The organism is Bacillus cereus (assembly GCF_002564555.1).
Taxonomy (GTDB): Bacteria; Bacillota; Bacilli; order Bacillales; family Bacillaceae_G; genus Bacillus_A; species Bacillus_A cereus_K.
In genome coordinates this window covers 1-19,815 of the sequence record NZ_NUVD01000024.1, presented here as the reverse complement: position 1 = coordinate 19,815, position 19,815 = coordinate 1, and the positions used below count along the sequence as shown (strand labels likewise).

Below are 19,815 nucleotides of genomic sequence, written 5' to 3'. Positions count from 1 at the left end.
TCCCCTTATATAATTTTATAGTGAAAACATGTTTTTTCTCCCGTGTGGCAAGCAGGTCCTACTTGCTTTACGACAACTACAATTGAATCTTGATCACAGTCTAAATAAAGCGATTGCACATATTGGACATTTCCTGATGTTTCTCCTTTATTCCATAACGATTGTCTCGAGCGAGAATAAAACCACGTTTTTTTCGTTTTTAGCGTTTTTTCATATGCTTCTTCATTCATATAAGCTAGCATTAAAACTTCTTTCGTATCTTCCTCGATCACAACAGCTGGCAGTAATCCTTTTGAAAAGTTAGGTTTCATAACCGCACCTCAACGTTAGCTTCTCTTAACTTTCTTTTTACACTCTGTACAGTTTCTTCACCATAGTGAAAGATGGATGCCGCTAATGCTGCATCGACTGTTGTCTTTTGAAATACTTCTATAATGTGATCAGTATGACCACATCCCCCTGATGCGATGACTGGGACGGAAACGCTTTTTGAAATTTCTTCTGTTAAACGAAGATCATATCCATTTTTCGTTCCATCTGCGTCCATACTCGTTAACAAAATTTCTCCTGCCCCGAGCTTAACGACGCGCTTCGCCCATTCTATTGCATCTATTCCCGTATCAACTCTTCCTCCGTTCACGTATACATTCCATTTATCTTCTGCTACTTTTCTAGCATCAATTGCTGCGACAATACATTGTGAGCCAAAATGTTCTGCACCTTCCTTGATTAACTTGGGATTTCTCACTGCCGCTGAGTTTATTGAAACTTTATCTGCTCCAGCTCTTAGTAAATTGTACATATCTTTAACATTTGAAATCCCCCCGCCAACTGTTAAAGGAATAAATACTTTTGAGGCTGTTTGTTCTACAACATCTATAATCGTTTTTCGTCCTTCATGTGTCGCAGTAATATCTAAAAAGACGATTTCATCCGCTCCAGCCTCATTATATACAGCGGCTATCTCAACAGGATCACCAACGTCTCGTAATCCTATAAAATTCACACCCTTTACGACTCGACCTTCTTTCACATCTAGACATGGAATAATTCGTTTCGCTAACATAACTTTGTTACCTGTAACACTTCTTCTAAATCAATCGTTTTCTCATACAGTGCCTTTCCAATTATGACGCCGTAAATGTTCATATCATGTAATTTTTTCACATCTTGAATAGATGCCACTCCTCCAGAAGCGATCAGACGAATATCAACGCTATTTTGTAATGACTCCAATTGCTCAAAGTTCGGTCCTGCAAGCGTCCCGTCTTTCGAAATATCTGTAAACACAATCGTTTGAACACCCAAATTTTCCATCTGCTTCGCTAAATCAATGTAAGAAATTTCAGACACATCAAGCCACCCCCTTGTTGCTACGAAACCATTTTTCGCATCAATTCCAACGATGATTTTCTCGTTATATAGACGAATTGCTTCTTCTAAAAATGCCTTATCATAAAGGGCAGCTGTTCCTAAAATCACTTTTTCTACACCTGCTAACAATAACTTATCCACTGCTACAAGTGATCGAATCCCTCCTCCAACTTGCACAGGAATACGTACCGCCTTGCATATGCTTTCAATGACAGACAAGTTTAATGACTCTCCAGCAACTGCACCGTCTAAATCAACAATGTGTAGTTTTTTTGCTCCGAGTTTTTCAAATATAATCGCTTGCGCAACTGGATCTTCATTCATTACTGTTTCTTTACTAAACTCTCCTTGATAAAGTCTCACGCATCGCCCTCCTTTTAAATCGATAGCTGGGAAGATCTCCATGCTTCTACCACTCCTTTGAAATTTTTTAACATTTGCATGCCAATTTCACCACTTTTTTCAGGATGAAACTGTGCGCCAAATATATTTCCTTTTGCTACAAAACCAGGTACTCGCACTCCATATTCACTTGCCCCGCACACAATTTCCTCTGGACAATCCGCATAATAAGAATGAACATAATACACGAAGGATCCGTCTTCTATCCCATTCCAAAGCGGAATTTCTCTTTCTTTCGTTAGTTCATTCCACCCCATATGCGGAATTTTATAAGGAACTTTTAATTTTCGAACGACACCTGGCAATAAACTTAATCCATTACAATCTTTTAATTCCTCACTTTTTTCAAATAAAAGTTGCATGCCTAAACAAATACCCAGAAGCGGCTTCCCTGAACTCCCAACTTCTTTTAGCACACATGCTAAATCTTTTTCTGCTAGAACGTCCATCGCTTTCGGAAATGCACCTACTCCTGGCAGCATAACTCCATCACTTCTCAATATTTCTTCTTTATCATCTGTTACGATGTACTCTGCTCCAATATATTTTAATGCTTGTTCTACACTACGAATATTTCCCATTCCATAATCTATAATGGCAATCAATTACAACATCCCCTTCGTTGAATTTACACCAGTAATGTTGGTATTTTTATCGACTGCCTCTCTAAGTGCTCGACCAAATGCTTTAAATAAAGCTTCAATTTTGTGATGTGTATTACTTCCGTATAGAATGCGAGCATGTAATGTAATATTGGCAGCATGAGCAACTGCTCTAAAAAATTCTTCTGTTAATTCTGTATCAAAATCGCCTAGTTTTGGATTTGTTAATTCGCCTTGAAATACAATATAAGAACGCCCGCTTATATCAATTGCAACAAATCCTAAAGATTCATCCATTGGAACATATGCCGACCCGTACCTATTAATCCCCTCTTTATTTTGCAATGCTTCTTTCAAGCAATTTCCGAGTACAATTCCAACATCTTCAACTGTATGATGAGCGTCGACAAATACATCCCCCTCCGCTTCAACTTGCAAGCCAAATCTTCCATGCCTTGCAAATAAAGTTAGCATATGATCAAAGAAACCCACTCCCGTTTGAACAGAAACATTCGTACTCTCATCAAGCTGCAAACTTAATTTAATTTTTGTTTCTGTCGTCTCACGTACTTGACTTGACTGACGCATTATTCTTCCTCCTCAAATCTAATTTGTATTGCTCTCGCGTGTGCATGTAAGCCTTCTTTATTTGCAAGTTCTACAATATGATGCTGTACATTTTTTAATGCTTCCTCCGTATAAGAAACAAAGCTTGATTTTTTCACGAAATCGTCGACTGATAACGGTGAGAAAAATCTTGCCGTTCCACTTGTCGGTAATACATGATTCGGTCCTGCCAAATAATCCCCGAGCGGCTCAGGTGCATATGGACCAAGAAAAATGGAACCTGCATGCTTTACATAAGCTAACGCATTCATCGGCTCTTTTATATGTAACTCTAAATGTTCTGGGGCAATTTCATTTGATAAGTGAAACGCCTCTTCTAAAGAAGGGACAATAAACATGGCTCCATTTCTTTTTATTGACTCACGAGCTATTTCACTCCTTGGTAACGTCTCTAGCTGTCTTTCTATTTCTTTTTCTACTTCTTTAGCAAGCTGTACATTTGTTGTAATACAAATAGCTGTCGCTCTTACGTCATGCTCTGCTTGTGACAATAAATCCGCAGCAATATATTTGGCGTTCCCTGTTTCATCAGCGATAACTACAATTTCTGACGGTCCAGCAATCATATCGATATTTACTATCCCGTATACTTCTCGCTTCGCTAAAGCAACATACAAATTTCCAGGACCCACTATTTTGTCTACTTTAGGAATCGATTCCGTTCCATATGCTAGAGCAGCAATTGCTTGCGCACCACCAGCCATATAAATTTCATCTACACCCGCAAGACTTGCAGCGGCTAAAATATGCGGATCAATTCCTCCTTTTCTCGGCGGTGTTACCATTACAATTTTTTTCACTCCTGCGAGTTTTGCTGGCAATACATTCATTAATACAGATGAAGGATAAGAAGCCGTCCCGCCCGGCACATACACACCTACATTTTCTAATGGCCGAATAAGCTGACCTCTAATTACCCCTTCACTCACGCAATCGAACATAGATTGCCTTTTTTGCTTTTCGTGATACGAGATAATATTTTTCTTCGCTTCTTGTAACGCTTCTAAAAAAGAAGGCTCTACAAACATACTTGCTTGTTCTATTTCTTCCTCACTTACACGAAAATTTGTAATCTCCACACCATCAAACTTTTTTGTGTACAAAGATAAAGCCTCATCCTTACTCTCTCTTACATTTTGAACAATTTCTCTAACATTTCTTTGAACAGTTTCTTCTATTATATTAGCGCTTTCTCGTAGCGCTTTTATTTTGGATAATGCCTCTTTGAAATCTTCATAAACGATCTCCATTTCAAGCCCCCTATTTCCTTGACAAAATTTCTTGCTCCATCATATTTATAACACTGAATATTTCGTCTTTTTTAGTTTTTAAAGCTGCCTTATTTACAATCATTCGTGCTGATATAGAGCACATTTCCTCAAATACAATTAAACCATTCTCTTGTAACGTTTTTCCTGTTTCAACAATATCAACAATCGCATCTGCCAATCCAAGAAGAGGCGCGATTTCTACAGAACCTTCTATTTTTATAATTTCTACATCCTCTCCTTTATCATGAAAATAAGTAGAAGTGATGTGCGGGTATTTTGTAGCAATTCTTTTCTTTCGGTAACTCTTTGGATTGTACGTAGGAATAGAAGCAACACAAAATTTACACACACCTACTCCTAAATCCAACATTTCATAAATATCTTTCTCATTTTCCATTAAAATATCTTTACCAACGACACCAATATCAGCTACTCCATGTTCCACATAAGTAGCAACATCCACCGCTTTCACTAAAATAAATGAAATATCAGTATTTTTACTTTGAAAAACAAGCTTTCTCCCTTTATCTTTCAGCTCTGAACAATCGATACCGATTTTCTCAAACAGTGGAATTACATACTTTTCTAGCCTTCCTTTCGTTAACGCAATTTGAATGTTACGCACGAAGTCTCCCCTTCTTTCTGAACAATCCATTTCTCTTTCCATACATATTCCACTAACGATTCTTTCCTGGCCTCAACGACCGTTACTATTTTATTTTTTCTTGCAAATTGAAAGGTATCGTTTAAATTAGCGAATAGAGATAATCTAGCATTCTTTCCGTCCTTTCTAAGTAAGTTTCGTAATCTTTCTGCTTCCGCTAATCTATTTAACTCATAATGGATCATCATATCTATCGGCTCTCTTTCATACGATTCTTGCTGCTCTTGAAGCGCCTTAACGATCTGATTTACTTGCACCGCGAGTCCAACCGCTGACACCATCTCTCCAAAATTGCCAATTAACTCATCATATCTTCCGCCACTAACAATTTCTTCTCCAATTTCATATATATACCCTTTGAAAATAACACCCGTATAATAATCTAAGTGTTGGATCATACCTAAATCAATTGATATGTAAGAGCCATATCCTAATTTTTCAATTGTTTCATATATTTCTTTCACTCTTGCAATAGCCTTTTTCATTTCATTACTTGAAGCAAGTTTTTCTGCTTCCTCAATGACCTCTAAATTCCCAAATAGCCTCGGTAATTTCTCAAGTAATCTTACTGTTTCATCACACCGGTCTAATTTCTTTTCTCTAATAAAATTTGAGAGTGCAGCATAATTTTTACTCTCAATATACGTTCTAAGTACTCTCTCTTCTTCATCACAAATGGAGAGCTTTTTTACAATACACTTATATAACTGCACTTGCCCAATCTCAATTGTAAAAGATTGTACCTTCAATTTTTGTAGTGCTTGAATTACACTTATCACACACTCAATTTCAGCTCTTACATTATCAATCCCGATAATTTCAATACCACTTTGTACGATTTCATTATATTTTCCAGAAAGAGACTCATTTGCTCGAAATACATTTCCACTATACGTTAATTTAAGGGGCGTATCCCACCTCTGCGTCCCAATTACTCTCGCTAAAGGAATCGTCATATCTGGACGCAAAACGATAATTCTTCCTTTTTCATCAAAAAACTTATACATCTTTTCTTCATCTATCGGCCGATTTTGAAATGCAAAAACATCATAAAATTCAATTGTCGGTGTCCTTATTTCTTCATAACCTCTCTCTAAAAAGGTACGCCTTAATTTTTGCTCCACTTCTTCAATTAACGTACACTCTTCAAATAAATAATCTCTCGTTCCATTCGGGTTTGCCCTTTTCCATTTTGTCATCTGAATTTTCACACCTTTCCTTTTCTAATGTATGCCCATTTCATTCACCTAAACCGAAAATAAAAAGAGCCTTGTAGACAAAGTACCTACAAGGCTCTTTAGTAGAGTGTAGGTACAATGGGAATAACCCTTGTACCTACACGTTTTCACGCTAGGTTCAAGGGTTTCATGTATGATGATGTAGTTGTGTAAGCATTTTAATAGATTGTATTGTATTCATAATACTTACTCCCTTTCCCCTCTGATTTTTACATAGTATATAACAGATAATTCTGAATGTAAATACATTTTAAATATTCAGCTTTTAATTAATGTGAGGACACTTTTCTTTCATACTCTTCAATTTCTTGTTCATATTGCATGGTAATACTGATTTCATCTAAACCATTTAATAATTTCTCTTTCCACATTTTCTCGATTGTAAAATGGAATCTGTGTGTACTCGTAGTAATTACTTCATTCTCTAAATCGACCTCTATTTGATCTCTCGCATCCGTCTTAGCAAGTTGTTCGCGCATCTCTTTATCCATTACAATCGGTAACATGCCATTCTTCATACAATTCATATAAAAAATATCTGCAAATCCACCTGCGATAATAACACGGAAACCGTAATCAGCAAGCGCCCACGGAGCATGTTCTCTTGAAGAACCACATCCAAAATTATCCCCGGTAATTAATATACTCGCGCCTTTTCTTTCTGGTGCATTAAGCGGAAATTTAGGATTTTCATGACGATTATTATCATATCGCCACTCATCAAATAAAAACTTTCCAAACCCTGTCCTTTCAATTCTCTTTAAATATTGCTTCGGAATAATTTGATCTGTATCAACGTTATCATTCATAAGTACCGCGACAGTACCTTTATGAATACGAAATGGCTCCATCATAACTCTCCTTTCTAATATCAACAAAATGACCATATAACGCAGCTGCTGCCGCCATTGCTGGGCTAACTAAATGCGTTCGTGCGCCTTTTCCTTGTCTTCCTTCAAAATTTCGATTTGAAGTAGATGCACAATGTTCCCCTTCAGGCACTTGATCCGGATTCATTCCAAGACACATTGAACATCCAGGCTCTCTCCATTCAAATCCTGCTTCTTCAAATATGTGATGTAGTCCTTTTTGCATCGCGGCTTCTCTTACTCTTTTAGACCCAGGCACAACAAGTGCTCGCACACCGTCTTTTACCTTTCTCCCTTTCACAACAGATGCGGCAATTTCTAAATCGGATAATCGAGAATTTGTACAAGATCCAATAAAGACATGCTTAACTGGAATTTCATACGTACTTTGTCCAGGGCTTAATCCCATATACGAAAATGCTCTTTCATCATTTGCATCATGCTTTTCTGGCAACTTTTCATCAATACGAACACCCATACTCGGATTTGTTCCCCAAGTAACGTACGGTGCTAAGTCCGTAACATCTATCGAAATATGTAAATCATAAACTGCATCTGAATCTGTATAAAGTTCCGACCATTTTTTCTTAATAGATTCATAGTCTTTCGGTGCATATTTACGCCCTTTTACATAAGAAAATGTTTTTTCATCTGGTGCGATAATACCCGCTTTTGCTCCCCCTTCAATTGCCATATTGCAAAGCGTCATCCTCTCCTCCATCTCCATAGCATGAATCGTCTCTCCGTAAAATTCCATTACATATCCAGTTCCAACTGCTACGCCGTACTTTGAAAGGAGATGCAAAATAATATCTTTGGCATACACACCTTTTGACAACTTTCCTTTTAATTCAATGCCCATCGCTTTCGGCTTTCGTTGCCACAACGTTTGCGTTGCTAATACATGCTCCACTTCACTCGTACCAATACCAAATGCTAGTGCACCGAAAGCACCATGAGTAGCCGTATGACTATCACCACAAACAATCGTTTTTCCTGGTTGCGTAAGCCCAAGCTCTGGTCCTATAACATGAACAATCCCTTGCTCCTCATCTCCGATATCCGCTAATAGCACCTGAAATTGTTTACAATTTTCACGAAGTGTATCCAATTGCTGCTTCGCAATACGATCGGTAATATTCCAAACATCCTTCGTTGGAATATTATGATCCATCGTTGCAAATGTTAAATCAGGTCTGCGGACAGTTCGATTTGCCATCCGCAAGCCCTCAAAGGCTTGCGGTGACGTCACTTCATGAACGAGATGAAGATCGATATATAGTAAATCCAGTCCATTTTCATTCGTTGCAACTACGTGTTTCCCCCAAAGCTTATCTAGTAATCTTTTTCCCATTATCGTCCTCTCCCTACTAGCGCTTGCTCTTCCATTTCTTGCATAACTGCCTTCGTAAATGAAGTTGTCGTCTCATCTCCTCCGATATCTACTGTACATTTTCCTGATTGAAGAACCGCAGAAATTGCCTCTTCAATTGCCCACCCTTCTCTTGTTAATCCGAATGATTGCCCAAGCATCATTGCAACAGAACGCATCATCGCAATTGGATTCGCCTTATTTTTCCCCGCAATGTCCGGTGCTGATCCGTGAATAGGCTCGTATAACGAAGGGCCATTTTCAGCGTGACTTGCTGATGGAAGCATTCCTAATGATCCAGCCAATACAGAAGCCTCATCACTTAAAATATCACCAAATAAATTCTCTGTTACAATAACGTCAAATCTCCTTGGGTTCCGAATTAACTCCATAGCAGCTGCATCTACTAAAATATGCTCTAATTCAACATGAGGATAACGAAGAGCTACTTCTTCCGTAACAGTTCTCCATAATTTACTAGATTCTAAAACATTCGCCTTATCAATAGACGTTACTTTTTTCTCTCTCTTACTCGCTAATTGAAAAGCATAAGAAACGATACGTTCAATTTCATGGCGATGATACGTAAGTGTATCTGTTGCTACTTCGTCCGTTCGTTCTTTCGGATAAGAAAAATAAATCCCGCCTGTTAATTCACGAACAACAACAAAATCAATTTCGTCAGCATTTTTTAATGGCGATAAATGTGCAGTTGCACTTTCTACCGTTACAGGTCGAACATTCGCAAATACACCAAGTCCTTTTCTTAAAGCTAATAATCCTTTCTCCGGCCTTTCTTTCGCATGATCCCAACGAGGTCCACCAACTGCTCCAAGTAAAACCGCATCACTCGCTAAACAAGCGGCAAGCGTTCGCTGCGGTAATGGTTGCCCCGTTAAATCGATAGCAGCCCCGCCAAAGCACTCATCTTGCAAATGAAAATGATGTCCATATAGCCTCTCTACCATATGCAATACTTCCTTCGCACTTTCCATAATTTCCGGACCAACACCATCACCAGCTAAACAAACGATACGTTTTTCCAATGTAAACACTCCTTTTAACTGAATTTTCAGAACTTTAATGTGATAGGTGAGGAAAGTTTCCCTCACCTATCACACAATTATTTTACAAGTGATATAAAAGATTTCAATTTCCCTGCTGCATGGACATAAGCTCTTGCCGATGCTTCCAATACATCTTGCGCAACACCAAAACCTGATACTTGATGAGTTCCTTCTTTCAATTCAACATGAACGTGAGCAAGTGCATCTTGACCTTGTGTAATAGATTGTATGCGGTAATCTGCCAATTCACATTCTAACCCTAAAATTCTTTGAATTGCATTGTATATTGCCTCAATACTTCCAGAACCAGTTGCTGCATCTTCGTATACATTTCCTTCCTCATCTTCCAGAACGACTGTCGCGCATTGTGTACTATTGGATACGAAATGTACTTGCAATTGCGTAATGTTATATTGCTGTGCTGCAAATGCTGCTTCACCAAGCATAAGTGCCCGTAAATCTTCTTCTGTAATTTCCTTTTTACGATCTGCCAATTTTTTAAATGCCTCAAACACCACATCCCGTTCTTCTTTTGTAAACTCATAACCAAGCTCTTTCATTTTTTCCGTAAACGCATGACGCCCAGAATGTTTACCAAGTACAAATAAGTTTTGAGATTCTCCTATAAGTGACGGTTCAATGATTTCATATGTCGTTACTTCCTTTAAAACACCATCTTGATGAATACCTGATTCGTGAGCAAAAGCATTTGCTCCAACAATTGCTTTATTTTTCGGTACAACCATACCTGTTAAACGACTTACTAACGTACTTGTCGATTTAATCTCTTTTAATGTCATAGAAGACTCCGCTTTATAGAAATCTTTCCTAATATGAAGAGCAACTGCAACCTCTTCTAGAGCTGCATTCCCCGCTCTTTCTCCAATTCCATTAATTGTTCCTTCTACTTGCAGTGCTCCGCCTTCAACCGCAGCTAATGAATTTGCTACTGCCATCCCAAGATCATCGTGACAGTGACAAGAGAAAATTGCTTTTTCATACCAAGGAACAGATTCTTGTAAGTATTTAAAAAGAGAATAATATTCTTCTGGATTCGTATATCCAACTGTATCCGGAATATTAATTACATTCGCTCCTGCGCAAATCGCAACTTCTACTGCTTCAGCTAAAAATGCTCTTGATGTTCTTGTCGCATCTTCTGCAGAAAATTGTACTGTCGGAAATAATGATTTTCCGAGCGTAACCGAGCGGTGAATACTATCTAACACATCTTCTTTTGACATACAAAGCTTATATTTCATATGAATGTCACTCGTAGCTAAAAATACGTGTAGACGAGGAGATACAGCACCTTTCACAGCTTCATAGGCTCTTCGAATATCACTTTCTTTCGCCCTAGCTAAACTCATAACCGTAGCATCTTGAATGGTATTTGCGATACGTTTTACCGATTGAAAATCCCCTTCAGAAGCTGCTGCGAATCCCGCCTCCATTACATTAATGCCAAGTCTCTCTAGTTGCCTTGCAATCTGTAATTTCTCTTGTTCATTTAAATTAACTCCTGGTGATTGTTCGCCATCACGAAGCGTCGTATCCATGAACAAAATCTGCTTCATATTATTTAATCCCTACCTTTACTCGCGGTTGTACGAAAGGCATCATTTCACGTAATTTACGTCCAACTACTTCAATTTCATGTTCATTCTCTCTCTCATTTGTCGCATTGAATTGAGGTCTTCCTGCTTTATGCTCCGCAATCCAGCCTCTTGCAAATGTACCATCTTGAATTTCCGCTAGTACTTCACCCATCGCTTTCTTCGTATCTTCAGTAACAACACGTGGTCCTGATACGAAGTCTCCCCACTGCGCTGTATCCGAAACTGAATATCTCATATTTTCAAGTCCACCTTCATACATAAGGTCAACAATTAGTTTTAGTTCATGTAAACATTCAAAGTATGCAAGTTCAGGTTGATATCCTGCATCAACTAACGTTTCAAACCCTGCTTTTACAAGTGCAGTCACTCCGCCGCAAAGTACAGCTTGCTCTCCAAATAAATCTGTTTCTGTTTCTTCTTTAAACGTCGTTTCTAGTACGCCCGCTCTCGTCGCTCCAATTCCATCAGCATAAGAAAGTGCCTTTTCAGTCGCAACTCCTGTTGCATCTTGATATACTGCAAATAATGCCGGAACAGCACCTCCCTCACTAAACGTACGGCGCACTAGATGCCCTGGACCTTTTGGTGCTACTAGAAATACATCTACATTCGCTGGTGGTTTTACTTGATCAAAGTGAACATTAAACCCATGTGCGAACACAAGAGAATTTCCTGCCTGTAAATTCGGTGCAATTTCGGCTTCATATACTTCTGGCTGCAATTCATCCGGTAGGAGAATCATTACTACATCCGCCTGTTTTGCTGCTTCTGCTACTGTATATACAGAAAATCCATCTTCTTTCGCTTTATCCCAAGACTTGCCTTTTCTTAGCCCTACTACTACATCAAATCCGTTATCACGTAAGTTTTGTGCATGTGCATGACCTTGCGAGCCATATCCGATGATTGTAACTTTCTTTTCCTTTAATACATTTACCTTTACGTCTTTTTCATAATAAACTTTTGTCATTTTCTTTTCCCCCTATATTTAAATGATTATTGAATTAACATAACTTGCTTATCTTGCTTTTTCATACTACGTGTAAATGCTGTTACACCTGTTCTCGCAATTTCTTTCAAACCGTATGGACGAAGTAATTCAATTAACGCTTCTACTTTCTCCTGCGTACCTGTTACTTGCACAACTATGGAATCCTTCCCAACATCTATTACAGCGGCTCGAAATGGTTCAATTAAACTATATAATTCTGCTCTTGCTACTGAAGTTGCTACTTTAATAAGTGCAAGCTCTCTAGCAATCATTGCTTCTTCTGTAATATCTGATACTTTCAGAACATCAATTTGCTTATGAAGTTGTTTAATTAACTGCTCAACTTGCTGTTCACTTTCCACATGCACAACTATCGTCATCCGTGAAATATCCGATGATTCCGTATGCCCCACTGAAATACTTTCAATATTAAAATGCCTTCGGGTCATAACACCTGTAATTCTATTTAACACACCGCTCTGATTACGAACTGTCGCTGTAACAATTCTCTTCACCTTTTTTCCACTCCTTCCATTTGGTGAACACCTTTCCCCGGCGCAACCATCGGCATAACTTTCTCAGATTGAAGTACACGGCAATCAATTAAAACTGGTTCTTGTAATTCAATCGCATGCTTCAATTGCTTCTTTGCAAGAAGTGGATCATCAATACGAACACCTTTTATACCATACGCATTCGCAAGAGCGACGAAATCTGGTTGACACGACAATAAAGAATGTGAATATCTTTGATTATAAAATTCGTCTTGCCATTGCCTTACCATCCCTAAAGCTTCATTATTTAAAATAAATACTTTAACGGGTAAAGAATGTTCTTTTAATACACTTAATTCTTGCAATGTCATTTGAAATCCAGCGTCACCGACAATTGCAATGACTAGTTCATCTGGCTTTGCAATTTGCGCACCAATTGCTGCCGGAAATCCAAACCCCATCGTCCCTAATCCTCCAGAAGTTACCCATTTATCTGGATTTTTCAGCGGATAGTATTGTGCTGCCCACATTTGATGTTGCCCAACGTCTGTTGTTACAATCGCTTCTCCTTTCGTGATTTCATATAGCATATCAATCGCGTATTGAGGTTTAATACTTTCAGAATTTCGTTTATAAGTTAATGGATACTTTTCTTTTCTACTCTTTAATAAAGAGAGCCATTCATGATGATTTTCTTTCTTCCCTTCTGATTGAAGTAATACTTCCAACGCTCGCTTAGCACTTGCAACAATAGGAATTTCAGTCGGCACATTTTTTCCGATTTCTGCTGGATCAATATCGATATGTGCGACAGTCGCCCCTTTAGCAAAATAAGCTAAATTTCCAGTAAGACGATCGTCAAATCTCGCACCTATATTAATTAGTAAGTCACATTCATATAACGCCATATTAGCTGTGTAAGAACCATGCATTCCTCCCATCCCTAGAAATAGTTCATCATCTGGCGGAAACCCTCCAAGACCAAGTAATGTATGCACAACAGGGATTTCATACTGACGAGAAAAATTTGTTAATTCAATTGTAGCCTTCGCGTGTAACACACCTGCCCCAGCTAAAATTAACGGCTTTTTTGAAGTCTCAACTGCCTGTAATAATTTGTTTATTTGGAGTAGATTTGGTTCATAATTAGGGTTATATCCTGGTAAATCCATTTGTACATTACTACATCGCTCCCCTTGCTCTACTACCATATCTTTCGGAAGGTCAATAACGACTGGGCCTGGTCTTCCTGTTCTAGCGATATGAAATGCTTCTTTAATAATTCGAGGTAAGTCGGATGCTTTTCGTACTTGATAATTATGTTTTGTCACTGGCATCGTAAGCCCCATAATATCCGCTTCTTGGAATGCATCACTTCCAATTAACGTTGTTGCTACTTGCCCTGTAAATACAACGAGCGGTAAAGAATCAATCATTGCGTCAGCTAGACCGGTAATAACATTTGTAGCACCAGGTCCACTCGTTGCAATGACAACTCCTGGGTTTCCTGTAATTCTTGCATATCCTTCAGCAGCGTGAATGGCCCCTTGTTCATGCCTCGTTAAAATATGGGGAATTTCACAGTCATAGAGTGCATCATAGAGAGGTAAAACGGCACCACCCGGATAACCGAAAATCACTTCTACGCCTTCCTTTTCTAGCGCTTCTAACAATAGCTGTGCACCCGTTCCCAGTTTCTCTTCTGTTTTTGAAGACATTTTTCTTATAAGCCCCCTTTTAAAACTTTTATACAATAAAAAAATCCTACGTCCACACTCCAGCTATGTGCTGAAGGGACGAAAGATTTCGCGGTACCACCCTTCTTTGCAAGAATACTCTTGCCTCAGTGACTCGGGATGAGTCTAGCTAATAACGGAGCCACCGTCTAAGCCTAGGCAAACGCTTCAGCTTAGCACTCAAGGGCGATGTTCGTCGACGTGAACCATCGGTTTCCAGCAACCACCGACTCTCTGTGAGGCTTCACAGTCAACTACTCCTCCCTATCAACGCTTTATCATTTCATAAAGAGCTATTATCCAACTTTATTTTCTTCGTAAATTTTCTCTCCATCTTCTACAACTAATTTACGGAATTCTTCTAATAAACGATTCGTATGTGGACCAGTTTTCCCCAAACCAATCGTCCTACCATCTACTGTTGTAACAGCAATGACTTCAGCAGCTGTTCCTGTTAAAAATACTTCATCAGCTACATATACATCATGTCTTGTAAATAACTCTTCTCTTACGTCATACCCAAGTTTTTCGCCGATTTCTAAAATCGCATTTCGTGTAATCCCTTCTAATGCCCCAGCTGAACTTGGTGGTGTAATTAATTTATTTCCTTTTATAATAAATACGTTATCTCCGGATCCTTCAGCCACATATCCTTGATCATTTAACATAAGTGCTTCTTGTACTCCAGCTAGCTTCGCTTCAATGCGAACCAAAATATTATTTAAGTAATTTAGAGATTTTACTTGTGGCGACAAAACATCCGGACGATTACGACGCGTTGCAACTGTTATAATCGGAATTCCTTTTTCATAATATTCTTGTGGGAATAAAGATAGCTGCTCTGCGATTACTACTACATTCGGTTTTGAACAAGAATCGGGATCTAATCCAAGATTTCCTACTCCTCTCGATACAACAAGGCGAATATATCCATTAGATAATTTATTTTGTCGAATCGTCTCAACAACAATATTCGTTACTTCATCTAACGAATATGGAATTTCTAACATGATGGATTTCGCTGATTCATATAACCGGACAAGATGTTCCCTCAAACGGAAAACATTACCGCTATAAACTCTAATCCCTTCAAATACTCCATCGCCATATAAATAACCATGATCATATACTGAAACTTTTGCTTCGTCTTTTGGAACAAATTCTCCATTTAAGAAAATATATTGCTCGTTCACTGGAAAGCGCCTCCTATGTTCTATGAATTTTTTATTGTTTCCTAGTTTACTCTCCTTTCCAAATAAATCAAGTGAATTTTTAGAAAATTTATAATTTTTAATCGTACGTACATCTTTGATTATATTGATTTAACAACATTGTTAACGTTTACAAAAAGTCAAAAAAATTTTTTCGCCAATTTCCACTAAAAAAAATATTTGTTTAAAAGAAGGAGTTTCGTCAATTGATACGAATCTATTGTATTCAATAAACGGACGTCCGATTTTACAAATTCGGGAATATATAACGACTTTTGCTGAAAAAGGGGGAAAATAAAAAAATTAACGCTGTCTAAAAATAACATTCATATTTTTCATTTCGGAATCATAATCCTATTTTTAAAAAACAATTTGTCAAAATGAAGGAGGAAATTAATATGGCATGTGTACAAATTAAAGGAACGAGACAAGAGGTAGTAGAAATGCTACAACTATTCGATCTAATGGATACGAAAGGTTTTTGTAAATTTGATAATTATGTAGAGGTAGAACCTAATAACAAAGAACATAACAACTTTATCGCTTCAATTGACATTCAATCTAGCAGCGATTCCGCCCTAGATACATTAAACGATCAATTCGTTAGTCAAATGCTTACGGGTGTTTATAACGACTAAACAAAGATATGCTTCCTGCCTTCTTTTTATAAATATATGCTATGTACTTGAGCATACTAGCAATTAGATGGTAGGAGGTGAGATTTATGGCTAGAATTGGTGTTGAAAACTCTTTAACAGATGTTCAGCATGCTCTTCAGCAACAGGGACATGAAGTCGTGACACTTAACTCAGAACATGATGCACAAGGATGCGATTGTTGTGTTGTAACTGGGCAAGATTCTAATATGATGGGTATTGCAGATGCATCAATAAAAGGATCGGTAATTACAGCTCATGGTTTAACAACGGATGAAATTTGTCAACAAGTTGAAAGCCGTACTTAAAAAATGAAAGAGGACTCCTCTTCAAAAGGAGTCCTCTTTTTTATATTCACCTAACGGGAAAGTAACATATACTGGATGAAAGCCCTACCTCTCTCTCATCATTACGGTTCCACTGACCGCTCCTTGATTCACTAGTATACATATAAAGCTTACAAGTACAATTTATAGGGTTGGTTCACAAAAGTTGTTGATAAAATTACCCGATCTTTCGCAAACTTTTCATATTGTATTCATAAGAAATATTCACTTTACACTAGCTGTAACCGAGACACGAATTAAAATTTTAACACCAATACAATAACTTGTCAACATTTATTGCAAATTAAAAACAGACAGTAACGGTTTGTCTGTTTTAGAATGGAGCTTTTTCTTTTATTACATATACAACAAAGCCGCTTACTAACATACATAAGCCAACTACTAAATTTTTGATATTAATCATAAATTCCCTCTCCCTTATTCCACACATCGTCTATATTTACATTTCAATTATTCCGATCATCCTAAAGCACACTTTTTTTAATATATCACAATTCCTAAAAATTGCAAGTTCACTTTTGACGACTATTTACAAATTTATCCACAGTGCTCGGTACAGTATTTAAAGCTTTTTCAATTAAATGTGTACTACTATTGAGATGCAATACTTGTACACCGTTAGAACCAACTACTAAAAAAGCGACTGGACTAATAGAAACCCCAGCACCACTTCCGCCTCCAAATGGATGCCCTTGCCTGTTCTCTTTATGTTGCCCTTGTCCACCATTATGTTTTTCTGTAGTGAAATCCCCTTTAAAATCACTTCCACCAGCTCCAAAACCAAAAGCAACTTGAGATACTGTTAATACTACATTTCCGTCCGCTGTGGAAACTGGACTTCCAACAATCGTATTTACATCTACCATCTCTTTTAAATTTGTCATTGCTGTTTTCATTAAATTTTCAATTGGATGTTCCATTATGTACTGCACCCTTTCCTCATTATTCTTTTTTATACTTTCCAAAATAGAGGAAGTCATACTAACTTTTCCTATTTCAAAAAAACAATTTCCGTCTTCTAAATGGATATTACTCCCTGCATAGCCTCGGATAAAGTGGGGGTTTTGTTCATCACCCATTGATTATTAGCCCTCACCAATCAGGCGTTTACGGGTAGCAGGGCTCCCGCATAACTTTTTCGCTCTAGCCGAATTTTAAGGTGGAAGTCTTACTGCCCGTAAATAGAGGGATAAAAAAGAAAAAGAAATACATACTACTATTGAACCTTGTTATGAAAGGAGTCATGACTTTGACTGAGAAATTTGATGATTATAAAAGAAAAGATAGAATAGATAGTGACTATAGTGACTACAAAGAAGAATATGCAGCTGAAGTTGCACCACAGCGTATTGATTATGATGATAAAGACGATAAAGATGCTGTAAGATCATCTGCCGCTGGGTCAACTGCTGGTTTTATTGCTCTTGCTTTAGCAATATTATCACTCTTCACCTTCCCGACACTATTTGGTCTCGTTTCTGTTTTACTTGGAATTTACGCTTATAATCGCGGAGCTACTGTAACTGGTAGTATCGCTGCGATTGTCGGTGGAATTGCGGCACTTATCGCGATTTTATTCCGAGTGGCTTTGATTGGCTTATTGTTCTCTCTTTTTTAAAAAGAAAAAGGTATCTCGCTTTATGCGGGATACCTTATCCTGTAAATACATCTTCCGATGGATATTTTATTTTTTGTTTTGCTGGGCGCGCTAAAGAAAACACAAGTGTTAACGGTCCAATTAATCCACAAAACATAACAAACATAATAATACATTTTCCAAACGCCGATAACTTCGCAGTAATCCCCATTGTTAATCCCACTGTACCAAACGCTGAAATTGTCTCAAATAATAACTGAATAAAACTGAAGTCTTCTGTAAGCATTAATACAAATACCGCTGTCAAAATGAGTATTTGACTGGCAACGACAATTGCTAACGCTCTCGTTACTGTCGACATTTTAATGGTACGCTGAAATAAAACGATTTCCTCCTTCTTTCTAAAGAAAGAAAGGACAGATGTAATTAAAATAACAAACGTTGTTAATTTAATCCCTCCACCTGTTGATACACTTCCTGCACCAATAAACATTAAAACCATCGTAAATAATATAGATGATTCTTCCATACCACCATAGTCAACCGTATTAAATCCAGCTGTCCGAGGTGTAATACCTTGGAAGAAAGAAGCCCATAATTTTTCACTTAAAGATAAATCTCCTAACGTTTTCACATTATTATATTCCAATACAAAAATAACAATCATCGCTATAACATTTAGCGCTACCGTTCCAACAATCATAATTTTGGAATGAAGCGATAGTTTTCGAAAACTGCGACTATACCATATATCAATTAATACGGTAAAACCGAGTCCCCCTATTACAATTAAAGAGCAAATTCCAATATTAATAATAGGATCTCCTACATACCTTGTTAAATTATCCGGCCAAAGAGCAAATCCAGCATTATTATAGGATGCGATTACATGGAAGATACTATAGTATAAACCTTTTCCAAAACCAAACTCTGGAATAAATCGAATCGATAAAAATATAACGCCAATAAGCTCAATACAAATAGAAAAAATAAAAACTCGTTTCACTAACTTTACAAGACCACCTATATTTGTTTGATTAAATGCTTCTCCAATTAATAATCGGTGGCGCAAGCCAATTTTTTTGCCTAATACCCAGACAATTAATATGGCAATCGTCATAAGACCTAGACCACCTGTTTGAATTAAAAACATAATAACAATTTCACCAAACATCGTAAACGTACTTGCAGTATCTACTACTCCTAAACCCGTTACAGTCGCTGCTGACGTTGCTGTAAAAAAAGCATCTACCCAACTAATATGTACTTTCGTTGCGAATGGTAACTTTAATAACAAACCTCCAACCACAATTAAGCAAAAAAAGCCTAACGCTAATATTTGTGGTGGGTTTAATCGTATAAAACGATTATAAAGCCCTTGTCTTTTTGTTACTTCCATATCACTAACTCCCTTGATAAAGTGAAGCTTTCCCTTGATAAATAAAAGGCTTTTTAGGAGCCCTCAAATCGTTGGGATAAACCTTATATTCTTATAATATAGTTGAGCATAATCCTTTTTTTCATAGATTTCAACTTTTATTTATATTCGGACTTCATCCCTTTCTATTATCTCTAGAACTTTTGCAATAATAATTTCATATATACTATATTTCAAATCCCCATATCTTTCACCCTATCTTCACACCGGGGTCACATCCACCTTTTATAGTATATGTAT

22 protein-coding genes, 1 pseudogene and 1 other annotated feature are annotated in these 19,815 nt (G+C 37.6%); of the genes and pseudogenes, 3 read left to right on the top strand and 20 right to left on the bottom strand.

What is annotated here, in order from left to right:
* Positions 1–5 precede the first annotated feature (5 nt).
* The 17 genes and pseudogenes from hisI to COI75_RS27665 all read right to left on the bottom strand — a co-directional run bounded on the left by hisI (position 6) and on the right by COI75_RS27665 (position 15,876).
* Positions 6–311 carry a phosphoribosyl-AMP cyclohydrolase gene (hisI, locus tag COI75_RS14595; protein WP_000803972.1) on the bottom strand — a complete coding sequence of 102 codons (306 nt, stop codon included), beginning with the start codon at positions 309–311 and terminating at the stop codon, positions 6–8.
* Positions 308–1,066 (bottom strand): imidazole glycerol phosphate synthase subunit HisF, encoded by a 759-nt coding sequence (gene hisF, locus COI75_RS14590; protein WP_000880119.1) that lies wholly within the window; start codon positions 1,064–1,066, stop codon positions 308–310. The genes hisI and hisF overlap by 4 nt, the downstream gene beginning before the upstream one ends.
* Positions 1,060–1,779 carry a 1-(5-phosphoribosyl)-5-[(5-phosphoribosylamino)methylideneamino]imidazole-4-carboxamide isomerase gene (hisA, locus tag COI75_RS14585; RefSeq protein WP_000402313.1) on the bottom strand — a complete coding sequence of 240 codons (720 nt, stop codon included), beginning with the start codon at positions 1,777–1,779 and terminating at the stop codon, positions 1,060–1,062. The genes hisF and hisA overlap by 7 nt, the downstream gene beginning before the upstream one ends.
* Entirely contained in the window at positions 1,752–2,381 is a 630-nt protein-coding gene (hisH, locus tag COI75_RS14580; RefSeq protein WP_000560348.1) for an imidazole glycerol phosphate synthase subunit HisH, read from the bottom strand. The genes hisA and hisH overlap by 28 nt, the downstream gene beginning before the upstream one ends.
* A complete protein-coding gene (gene hisB / locus COI75_RS14575; protein ID WP_001249961.1) occupies positions 2,382–2,966 on the bottom strand; it encodes an imidazoleglycerol-phosphate dehydratase HisB in 585 nt (194 codons plus the stop codon). It abuts the gene before it with no gap.
* Positions 2,966–4,255 (bottom strand): histidinol dehydrogenase, encoded by a 1,290-nt coding sequence (hisD, locus tag COI75_RS14570; RefSeq protein ID WP_000409122.1) that lies wholly within the window; start codon positions 4,253–4,255, stop codon positions 2,966–2,968. The genes hisB and hisD overlap by 1 nt, the downstream gene beginning before the upstream one ends.
* A gap of 10 nt (positions 4,256–4,265) precedes the next feature.
* Positions 4,266–4,901, bottom strand: coding sequence for an ATP phosphoribosyltransferase (gene hisG, locus COI75_RS14565; RefSeq protein WP_001244497.1), 636 nt, complete (start codon positions 4,899–4,901; stop codon positions 4,266–4,268).
* Complete coding sequence (locus tag COI75_RS14560) at positions 4,877–6,139, bottom strand: ATP phosphoribosyltransferase regulatory subunit (protein ID WP_000170304.1); 1,263 nt, start codon at positions 6,137–6,139, stop codon at positions 4,877–4,879. Before COI75_RS14560 ends, hisG begins: the two co-directional genes overlap by 25 nt.
* Before the next feature lie 308 nt (positions 6,140–6,447).
* Positions 6,448–7,029 carry a 3-isopropylmalate dehydratase small subunit gene (leuD, locus tag COI75_RS14555; RefSeq protein ID WP_000433215.1) on the bottom strand — a complete coding sequence of 194 codons (582 nt, stop codon included), beginning with the start codon at positions 7,027–7,029 and terminating at the stop codon, positions 6,448–6,450.
* Positions 7,007–8,401, bottom strand: coding sequence for a 3-isopropylmalate dehydratase large subunit (gene leuC, locus COI75_RS14550; protein ID WP_000520136.1), 1,395 nt, complete (start codon positions 8,399–8,401; stop codon positions 7,007–7,009). Before leuC ends, leuD begins: the two co-directional genes overlap by 23 nt.
* Positions 8,401–9,465 (bottom strand): 3-isopropylmalate dehydrogenase, encoded by a 1,065-nt coding sequence (leuB, locus tag COI75_RS14545; RefSeq protein ID WP_000415347.1) that lies wholly within the window; start codon positions 9,463–9,465, stop codon positions 8,401–8,403. The genes leuC and leuB overlap by 1 nt, the downstream gene beginning before the upstream one ends.
* 77 nt (positions 9,466–9,542) lie before the next feature.
* Complete coding sequence (gene leuA / locus COI75_RS14540) at positions 9,543–11,063, bottom strand: 2-isopropylmalate synthase (RefSeq protein WP_000809604.1); 1,521 nt, start codon at positions 11,061–11,063, stop codon at positions 9,543–9,545.
* Position 11,064: 1 nt separating this feature from the next.
* Positions 11,065–12,075 (bottom strand): ketol-acid reductoisomerase, encoded by a 1,011-nt coding sequence (ilvC, locus tag COI75_RS14535; RefSeq protein ID WP_000170253.1) that lies wholly within the window; start codon positions 12,073–12,075, stop codon positions 11,065–11,067.
* A gap of 26 nt (positions 12,076–12,101) precedes the next feature.
* Positions 12,102–12,611, bottom strand: coding sequence for an acetolactate synthase small subunit (gene ilvN / locus COI75_RS14530; RefSeq protein WP_000822953.1), 510 nt, complete (start codon positions 12,609–12,611; stop codon positions 12,102–12,104).
* Complete coding sequence (gene ilvB / locus COI75_RS14525) at positions 12,608–14,308, bottom strand: acetolactate synthase large subunit (protein WP_000095881.1); 1,701 nt, start codon at positions 14,306–14,308, stop codon at positions 12,608–12,610. The genes ilvN and ilvB overlap by 4 nt, the downstream gene beginning before the upstream one ends.
* A gap of 71 nt (positions 14,309–14,379) precedes the next feature.
* Positions 14,380–14,606 (bottom strand) — a binding site (T-box leader).
* A gap of 16 nt (positions 14,607–14,622) precedes the next feature.
* Positions 14,623–15,519, bottom strand: a complete 897-nt coding sequence (gene ilvE, locus COI75_RS14520; RefSeq protein WP_001005534.1) for a branched-chain-amino-acid transaminase — start codon at positions 15,517–15,519, stop codon at positions 14,623–14,625.
* A 119-nt stretch (positions 15,520–15,638) separates the two neighbouring features.
* Positions 15,639–15,876 (bottom strand): annotated as a pseudogene (locus tag COI75_RS27665) (hypothetical protein).
* A gap of 59 nt (positions 15,877–15,935) precedes the next feature.
* Here COI75_RS27665 and COI75_RS14510 point away from each other — a divergent pair.
* Positions 15,936–16,175, top strand: coding sequence for a DUF3911 family protein (locus COI75_RS14510; protein ID WP_000752507.1), 240 nt, complete (start codon positions 15,936–15,938; stop codon positions 16,173–16,175).
* Between the two features lie 86 nt (positions 16,176–16,261).
* Complete coding sequence (locus tag COI75_RS14505) at positions 16,262–16,501, top strand: YkuS family protein (RefSeq protein ID WP_000101002.1); 240 nt, start codon at positions 16,262–16,264, stop codon at positions 16,499–16,501.
* 352 nt (positions 16,502–16,853) lie between these two features.
* Here COI75_RS14505 and COI75_RS14495 read toward each other — a convergent pair whose 3' ends face one another.
* Together COI75_RS14495 and ytfJ are read right to left on the bottom strand one after the other, a co-directional pair.
* A complete protein-coding gene (locus COI75_RS14495; RefSeq protein WP_000608225.1) occupies positions 16,854–16,943 on the bottom strand; it encodes a hypothetical protein in 90 nt (29 codons plus the stop codon).
* 109 nt (positions 16,944–17,052) lie between these two features.
* Entirely contained in the window at positions 17,053–17,520 is a 468-nt protein-coding gene (gene ytfJ, locus COI75_RS14490) for a GerW family sporulation protein (protein ID WP_033657185.1), read from the bottom strand.
* Positions 17,521–17,789: 269 nt separating this feature from the next.
* Here ytfJ and COI75_RS14485 point away from each other — a divergent pair, with 269 nt between their 5' ends.
* A complete protein-coding gene (locus COI75_RS14485; RefSeq protein WP_000136540.1) occupies positions 17,790–18,158 on the top strand; it encodes a hypothetical protein in 369 nt (122 codons plus the stop codon).
* 34 nt (positions 18,159–18,192) lie between these two features.
* On the opposite strand, the gene COI75_RS14480 is transcribed toward COI75_RS14485, so the two are convergent.
* Positions 18,193–19,536, bottom strand: a complete 1,344-nt coding sequence (locus COI75_RS14480) for a TrkH family potassium uptake protein (protein ID WP_000454123.1) — start codon at positions 19,534–19,536, stop codon at positions 18,193–18,195.
* Between the last annotated feature and the right edge of the window lie 279 nt (positions 19,537–19,815).

What these genes read in the sequence shown, in the direction of transcription:
- ytfJ (WP_033657185.1), bottom strand. Translation starts at nt 17,520, where the DNA reads ATGACTTCCTCTATTTTGGAAAGTATAAAAAAGAATAATGAGGAAAGG.
- hisI (WP_000803972.1), bottom strand. Translation starts at nt 311, where the DNA reads ATGAAACCTAACTTTTCAAAAGGATTACTGCCAGCTGTTGTGATCGAG.
- ilvB (WP_000095881.1), bottom strand. Translation starts at nt 14,308, where the DNA reads ATGTCTTCAAAAACAGAAGAGAAACTGGGAACGGGTGCACAGCTATTG.
- leuA (WP_000809604.1), bottom strand. Translation starts at nt 11,063, where the DNA reads ATGAAGCAGATTTTGTTCATGGATACGACGCTTCGTGATGGCGAACAA.
- hisB (WP_001249961.1), bottom strand. Translation starts at nt 2,966, where the DNA reads ATGCGTCAGTCAAGTCAAGTACGTGAGACGACAGAAACAAAAATTAAA.
- COI75_RS14480 (WP_000454123.1), bottom strand. Translation starts at nt 19,536, where the DNA reads ATGGAAGTAACAAAAAGACAAGGGCTTTATAATCGTTTTATACGATTA.
- hisD (WP_000409122.1), bottom strand. Translation starts at nt 4,255, where the DNA reads ATGGAGATCGTTTATGAAGATTTCAAAGAGGCATTATCCAAAATAAAA.
- leuC (WP_000520136.1), bottom strand. Translation starts at nt 8,401, where the DNA reads ATGGGAAAAAGATTACTAGATAAGCTTTGGGGGAAACACGTAGTTGCA.
- COI75_RS14495 (WP_000608225.1), bottom strand. Translation starts at nt 16,943, where the DNA reads ATGATTAATATCAAAAATTTAGTAGTTGGCTTATGTATGTTAGTAAGC.
- leuD (WP_000433215.1), bottom strand. Translation starts at nt 7,029, where the DNA reads ATGGAGCCATTTCGTATTCATAAAGGTACTGTCGCGGTACTTATGAAT.
- hisA (WP_000402313.1), bottom strand. Translation starts at nt 1,779, where the DNA reads ATGGAGATCTTCCCAGCTATCGATTTAAAAGGAGGGCGATGCGTGAGA.
- COI75_RS14560 (WP_000170304.1), bottom strand. Translation starts at nt 6,139, where the DNA reads ATGACAAAATGGAAAAGGGCAAACCCGAATGGAACGAGAGATTATTTA.
- COI75_RS14505 (WP_000101002.1), top strand. Translation starts at nt 16,262, where the DNA reads ATGGCTAGAATTGGTGTTGAAAACTCTTTAACAGATGTTCAGCATGCT.
- hisF (WP_000880119.1), bottom strand. Translation starts at nt 1,066, where the DNA reads ATGTTAGCGAAACGAATTATTCCATGTCTAGATGTGAAAGAAGGTCGA.
- ilvC (WP_000170253.1), bottom strand. Translation starts at nt 12,075, where the DNA reads ATGACAAAAGTTTATTATGAAAAAGACGTAAAGGTAAATGTATTAAAG.
- COI75_RS14510 (WP_000752507.1), top strand. Translation starts at nt 15,936, where the DNA reads ATGGCATGTGTACAAATTAAAGGAACGAGACAAGAGGTAGTAGAAATG.